Source organism: Micromonospora sp. NPDC051296 (assembly GCF_040682255.1).
GTDB classification, from domain to species: domain Bacteria; phylum Actinomycetota; class Actinomycetes; order Mycobacteriales; family Micromonosporaceae; genus Micromonospora; species Micromonospora craterilacus.
Map to the genome: position 1 here is coordinate 1 of NZ_JBFBAO010000376.1, position 6,593 is coordinate 6,593.

Consider the following 6,593-nt stretch of genomic DNA (forward strand, 5'->3'; position numbering starts at 1 on the left):
CCGCGGTCCCCGGCGCATCGTCCGGGTAGACCTCGGGGAAGAGCCGGCAGACCACCGGGTCGGCGTGGTCGAATCCGTCGGTGAGCAGGCCGACCTGACGCAGCCACGCCGCCAGGTCCGCGCGCGACACGGTCCGGGCGTCCTCGTAGATATCCATCCCGACATGTTGACATTCGCTGGGACGATTCGGCCCGTAGGGCTCCCCGCCAGGAGCGGTCAGGTTCAGGTGCCCGCCGCCCGGCCGGTGTCGCCCGCGTCCGTCCCGGCCGCCGCCGCCACCTCCCGCCGGCGGACCGCCGCGACCATCGCCGTACCGACCGCCATCACCACGCCGGCCATGAGCAGTGCGACCGAGCCGTCGACCCGCAAGGTCAGGATCGCGGCGACCAGAGCGCCGAGCCCCATCGTGACGATCGCCCCGAATCGCCGCAGCCACGCCACTCCGGCGCCGCCGGCGGCCCGGCTGTCGGTGGAGAGGTTCACGATCGTCATCGTCACCACCACCGTGGAGAGGTCCCGGATGCCGATGTGCTTGACCGCCGCGGCCTGGGCGCCGAGCACCAGGGCCAGCAGTCCGGTCGTGACCAGCATCGCGGCCTCGCCCGGTGCTCCGGTGCCGAGCCAGAGCCCGGCCAGGGCGAGCGTCAGCGCGGTGCCGCCGGCGAGGATGGCGAGACCGGACCGGGGCAGCTTCGCCGGCCCCGACGCATTCCTGGTCAGCCGGGCGGCCAGCACCGCGCCGAGCATGAAGGCCAGCAGCGCCACCAGATTGTTGAGCACCGGCAGGCCGGAGACGCCGGCCAGACCGAAGCCGATGAAGAGGACGTTCCCGGTCATGTTGCCGGTGAAGACCCGGTCCAGGGCGAGATAGCTGACACCGTCGATCGCTCCCGTCGCCACGGTCAGCACCAGCAGCGGCATGTCGTACGTCTTGGTCATGATCCTTCCGAGGCTCGCCGGCGAGCGGACGCGTGGAGGTCGCCGGGAGACGCCGATGCCGCGCGGCGTGCGGTTGGAGTGGGCGTGAGCAGGGCGATCGTCCCGGCCAGAGTCTACGCAGCAGCGACGGACGACCCCGCGCCGCGTCCCGCCGATGGCCGGGGTGCGCGGCCCGCTCGGTGGTTGCGGTCAGCTGATCACCCATGAGCGAAATCTCGTACGCACCGAACAGATGTCGATATTCCCGTACCGCGAACGCCTGCCGGTACGTCGCGGCCTGCCCCATGGTCGGCTCCTCCGTGGCCGGCGTCTCCGGCGCGGTACTCCACCACGGTCGGCACTGGACAACACGGCGCTGGGCTGCGCGGACACGTTCAGATCTGGTCCGAACAAGGCCGAACGCCGGGCCGGGCGGGGATTGTGCGGGTTCCGGTCGTCCGCGGTCAGGATGCCCATAATCGTTGCGACGTTTGCATGGCCGCGCACCCACAGAATTCGTCAGGTGTCTGGTGCCTCCGTTCTGACCTGGCAGTTACGGTCGGGTGACCAAAAAAGGGGTCGGTGATTCACGTCGACAGCAGTCGGGTCGCGGCACCGACTGTGTCGGGCCATTCGCCGTCATTCGGGCGGGCCCGGATAACGACGGAAGGGGCTCACGATGGTGCGACGTAGCGCGCGCCGACGAGTCATCGCCCTGGTGGCGGTGCCTTGTGCGGCTGCGCTGGTGCTCTCCCTAGGTGTTGCCGGACCCGCAGCTGCCAGCCCGGACGGGGTCGGGCCGGTCTTTGTCGACGGTCAGGCCCAGATCGTCCCGGAGTTCGCGAACTCCAGCAGCTGGATCCGCCAGCAGCTGTGGGTGGAGAGCGAGTTCGACTCCGACGGCGACGGCAAGCTCGACCGGATGCACGTGGACGTCACCAGGCCGGGGCAGACCGCCGACGGGTTGAAGGTGCCGGTCGTCTACGAGACCAGCCCCTACTACGCCGGCACGGCGTCCACCCAGTCGCAGTACTTCTGGAACGTGCGACAGGAGCTCGGCGAGGAGCCGCCGGCGCGGATCTCACCGCCCGAGATCGCCCACCGGTCAACCCGGACTGCGGTGTCCACAAGTGAGGTCAACACCTGGGTGCCGCGCGGGTTCGCCGTGGTGCACTCCGACTCCCCGGGTACCGGCCTGTCGCAGGGCTGCCCGACGGTCGGTGGCAGCAACGAGTCGCTGGCGCCGAAGGCGGTGATCGACTGGTTGAACGGCCGGGCGAAGGGTTACACCAGCGTCGACGGCGACGTGGAGGTCTCGGCGACCAGTTGGGCGACCGGCAAGGTCGGCATGACCGGTACGTCGTACAACGGCACCCTGCCGCTGGCCGCCGCCACCACCGGTGTCGACGGGCTCGAGGCGATCATCCCGATCGCGCCGAACACCTCGTACTACCACTATTACCGTTCCAACGGCCTGGTCCGGAACCCCGGTGGCTGGGTCGGCGAGGACATCGACTACCTGTTCGACTACATCCACAGCGGCTTCCCCGAGCGCCGGGCGTACTGCATCGAGCAGGTTCGGGTCAACGAGATGAACCGGTTCCAGGACCGGAAGAACGGCGACTACAACGACTTCTGGGCCGGCCGGGACTACCTGCACGCCGTCGGCGGCGTCAAGGCCGCCACCCTGATGGCGCACGCGTTCAACGACTGGAACGTGATGCCCGAGCACAGCGTGCGGATCACCGAGGCGCTGAAGAAGCAGGGCACGCCGGTGCAGATGTACTTCCACCAGGGCGGCCACGGCGGCGCCCCGCCGCTGGACATGCGCAACCGGTGGTTCAGCCGCTACCTGTACGGCGTCGACAACGGTGTCGAAGACGACGCGCGGGCCTGGGTGACCCGCAACGAGACCGGCCCCAGCCAGCTCACCCCGTACGCGGACTACCCGAACCCGGCCGCGAAGCCGGTCACCATGGTGCTCAAGCCCGGCGGCAACACCACCGGCGAGCTGACCTCGCTGGCGCTACCCGGCACGGGCGTCGAGTCGCTGGTCGACGCCGGCAACACCGCCTGCAACGCCGGCACGCTGGCCACCACGGTGTCCGACCAGCGGCTGCTCTACGTGTCTCCGGAGCTCACCGCGCCGGTGCACATCTCCGGTTCGGCGACGGTGACGCTGCGGATGGCGGCCAGCAAGGCGGCGGCCAACCTGTCGGTGGCCCTGGTGCGGCTGCCGTGGACCAGCGCCTCGGGCTGTACGTCGAGCACCCAGGGCAGCACGACCAGCATCATCACCCGGGGCTGGGCCGACCCGCAGAACCGCAACTCGCTCACCGAGAGCGAGCCGCTGGTGCCCGGGGAGTTCGTCGACGTGACCGTGCCGTTGCAGCCGGACGACCAGGTCATCCCGGCCGGGTACCGGATCGGCCTGATGGTCTTCTCGACCGACCGCGAGTTCACCCTGCAGCCCGCCCCGGGCACGGTGCTCGACGTGGACCTGGCCGCGACGGCCCTGCGGCTGCCCGTGGTCGGCGGGCCGCTGGCGATGCCGATCTGCGCGACCACCGACACCCGGGCGACCGTGGTGATCGGCGGCGTCAACAGTGGAGTGGCCAACGGTTCGCTCGCCGGCAACTGCACCATCAACGACCACATCCTCGACGGCGAACAGTGGTCGAACCACGGCCAGTTCGTGACGCACGTCAACGAGGTGGTGGACCAGCTGATCGCGGCCGGTGTGCTCAAGCCGAACCAGCGCGGCTCCATCGTGTCGGCGGCCGCCAGGTCGGGCGTCGGCAAGTAACGAGGTGACACGGGGGCTTCCGCGGCCGCCGCACGGTGCCAGGTCGGCCGTCCGGTGACCGCGGAAGCTCCCGGTTCAGGTTTCTGATGTTGTCGCTCGGTGCCGGCGGGAGAAACTGCCGGCGAATGGAAATGAGGTGAGAAAGCCAATGAGAGTCAAGGTTGCGATGCTCGCGGCGGCAGCCTTGGTCGCCGGTATGTTGAGCGCGACCATGGGCCCGGCGAGCGGCGCCGAGGCGGATGGCCCGCCGATGCCGTTGCCCAACCCGAAGGTGCATCCGATCCAGGTCACCGGCCCGCCGGCCGAGCGGCTGAATCTGATCATCCTCGGTGACGGCTACCAGTGGGACCAGCAGCAGGTCTTCCTCGAGGACGTGGACCGCAACCTGGCGGTCATGTGGGCCACGGAGCCGTTCCGCACCTACCGCAACTACATGAACGTGTACGCGGTGGAGATCGCCTCGATCGACTACGGCGTCCGGTGCGACCCGGACGGCCGGGTACGCCACCCGGACGGCACGATCCGGGACACCGGCGAGCGCGAAGGCCCGATCGACGCCAAGAACACCGCGCTGCGGATGATCTACCAAGCGGGCTGCAGCGATCCGCTGTCGCGCGGCACCGTCTACGGCGGTGCGCCGGTGAACTGTGCGAACTTCGCCGCCTACTACCCGCCCGGGGTCAACCCCTGCGAGACCGGCTCGCAGGCGCACAACCGGATCATCGACACCTACGTGGCGCCGGTGCTGGGCATTCCCCGTACCTCCCAGAACGTGCAGACCTTGGCGATCTTCAACACGTTCACCTATGGCGGCATCGGCGGCACGAACGCGACGACCTCCGGCGGCTCGCCGCAGGGCCCGCTGATCTCACTGCACGAGATCGGCCACTCGCTCGGCACGCTGGCCGACGAGTACCCGTACTCGTCACGAGACGTGGTGCGGGCCTGCTACACCGGCGGTGAGCCCGGCAGCTTTCACCACACCATCCGCAGCGCGGAGCAGTTGGTCGAGGAACAGCACAAGTGGTGGCGTTGGGTCGGCGAGGAGAGCCTGTCCGGCGGCATCATCGGCGCGCACGAGGGCGGCGGCACGTACCCCTGCGGCCAGCGCCGGCCGAGCGAGCACTCGATGATGCGCTGGATCGGCTTCGACTTCGACCAGGTCGGCCTCGAACACATGGTCGCCCGGGTGACCGGCATGCGGAACTCCGGGCAGATGAACGTCCGGCACACCCCGGCGGGCACGGTGGCCCCCGACAGCGTGCTGTGGGTGGAGAGCGGGCAGCCGCGTTACCACGAGCTGGAGGTCACCTGGCGCGTCGGTGGCCCGGACGGCACCGTGCTCGACACGAACAACGGCCGCGACCTCGACCTCGGCGAGCTGAACCTGCCCGCCGGGACCGTGGTGCACGTCGAGGTGCGTGACCCGGTCGGCCCGGACGGCATCGACTGGGTCCGCAACCCGTCGACCAACAACACCGCCACGAACTCCGGTTTCAACGGGCCCCGGTTCGTGCAGACCCGGCAGTGGACGGTGGGCGACACGAAGGCGACGCCGTCGGCGCCCGAGGCGACCATCACCGGCGCCACGATGAACAGCCAGCCGGTCGCCGGTGACGAGGTCGTCTTCGTGCGGACCAACCACCCGACCGACCGGATCGTCGACGTGACCTGGTCACTCGACGGCGCTACGCTGCCGAACCCGCACAACAGCCGCAATCTCGACCTCGGCGCGCTGAACCTGGCGCCGGGCACCTACCGGCTGGTGGCCACGGTGACCGACCCGGCGGATCCGGGTGTCTCCGACCGGATGGAGTGGACGGTCGACAACGCCCGGCCGACCGCGCCGCGTACCCTGTCCGAGCCACTGACCCGGCTCGCGGGCAGCACGGAGCACCCGGTGTACTTCAACGGCTGGGACATGTGGCTGGACCCGCAGGACGACCGCACCGGGTACGACGAGGACCGGTACGTCGTCGGCCAGCTCCGGCTGAACAAGCAGGGCTGGTTCCACTACTTCGGGTTCCCCGAGCAGCCGATGCCCGAATCGCCGTTCCAGTTCCGCCACTCCGGCACGAACGTGAAGGCGCTGACCTACGGCAACCTCGGTACCGGCGGCCTGTCGAAGGCGACCTTCGAGCAGACCCTGCCGGACAACCACCCGAGCGGCGGGTTCGTGCCGGGCTTCGGCACGCACCTGGTGGAGCACCGGGCGATCGACGCGGCCGGCAACATCGGCCAGCCGAGCGCCTACCAGGCCACCGTGCTGCCGGGCTCGTCGCCGGACTGCACCACGACACTGACCGGCGCCCAGAAGAAGCTGGTGGTCAGCTCGGGCGTGACCTGCCTCAAGGGCGCCCAGGTCAACGGTGGCGTCACGGTACGGGCCGGTGCCTCGCTGGTGGTCAGCGACAGCTCGATCAACGGCGGGCTGACGGCGACCGGCGCCGAGGCGGTTCAGCTCCTCGGCAGCACGGTGAACGGGGGATCCAAGATCACCGGCACCACCCGGGACGTGACGATCGCCGGTAGCCGCGTCAACGGCTCGCTCACCCTGTCGGACAACGTCCAGGCGACCACCAACGAGCGGTTCAGCCGGCTGGCCGGCGCCTACGGCCCGATCCTGGTCGGTACCCGGATCACCGAGTCGCTCACCTGCACCGGCAACAGCGCGGCGGTGAAGGACTTCGGCGCACCGAACACGGTGGACGGCACCAAGAGTGGTGACTGCGCGGCTCTGTAGCAGTCCGTAGCGGTAGCAAGGAACACGTGGTGGGCCGGCGAAAAGCGCCGGTGCTGATCCGCGGCATCGAGCCGAGCATGCGCTGGCGCACCTTCTGCGAACAGGTGCTGGAGATCTGCCACAGCC

The 6,593-nt window shown here is 69.7% G+C and carries 3 protein-coding genes and 1 pseudogene; 2 read left to right on the plus strand and 2 right to left on the minus strand.

Annotated elements, in window-relative coordinates; genetic code table 11:
* Together AB0M52_RS28380 and AB0M52_RS28385 are read right to left on the minus strand one after the other, a co-directional pair.
* Window positions 1–94, minus strand: a pseudogene (locus AB0M52_RS28380) (DUF2017 domain-containing protein); the annotation flags it as partial.
* Window positions 95–222: 128 nt separating this feature from the next.
* Complete coding sequence (locus tag AB0M52_RS28385; RefSeq protein WP_363959945.1) at window positions 223–939, minus strand: YoaK family protein; 717 nt, start codon at window positions 937–939, stop codon at window positions 223–225.
* A 658-nt stretch (window positions 940–1,597) separates the two neighbouring features.
* Here AB0M52_RS28385 and AB0M52_RS28390 point away from each other — a divergent pair.
* Window positions 1,598–3,724 (plus strand): Xaa-Pro dipeptidyl-peptidase, encoded by a 2,127-nt coding sequence (locus tag AB0M52_RS28390; RefSeq protein WP_363959948.1) that lies wholly within the window; start codon window positions 1,598–1,600, stop codon window positions 3,722–3,724.
* Window positions 3,725–3,872: 148 nt separating this feature from the next.
* Window positions 3,873–6,467 (plus strand): M64 family metallopeptidase, encoded by a 2,595-nt coding sequence (locus tag AB0M52_RS28395; protein WP_363959951.1) that lies wholly within the window; start codon window positions 3,873–3,875, stop codon window positions 6,465–6,467.
* The last annotated feature ends 126 nt before the right edge of the window (window positions 6,468–6,593 follow it).

Coding starts and splice junctions, on each gene's coding strand:
- AB0M52_RS28390 (WP_363959948.1), top strand. CDS start 1,598: ATGGTGCGACGTAGCGCGCGCCGACGAGTCATCGCCCTGGTGGCGGTG.
- AB0M52_RS28385 (WP_363959945.1), bottom strand. CDS start 939: ATGACCAAGACGTACGACATGCCGCTGCTGGTGCTGACCGTGGCGACG.
- AB0M52_RS28395 (WP_363959951.1), top strand. CDS start 3,873: ATGAGAGTCAAGGTTGCGATGCTCGCGGCGGCAGCCTTGGTCGCCGGT.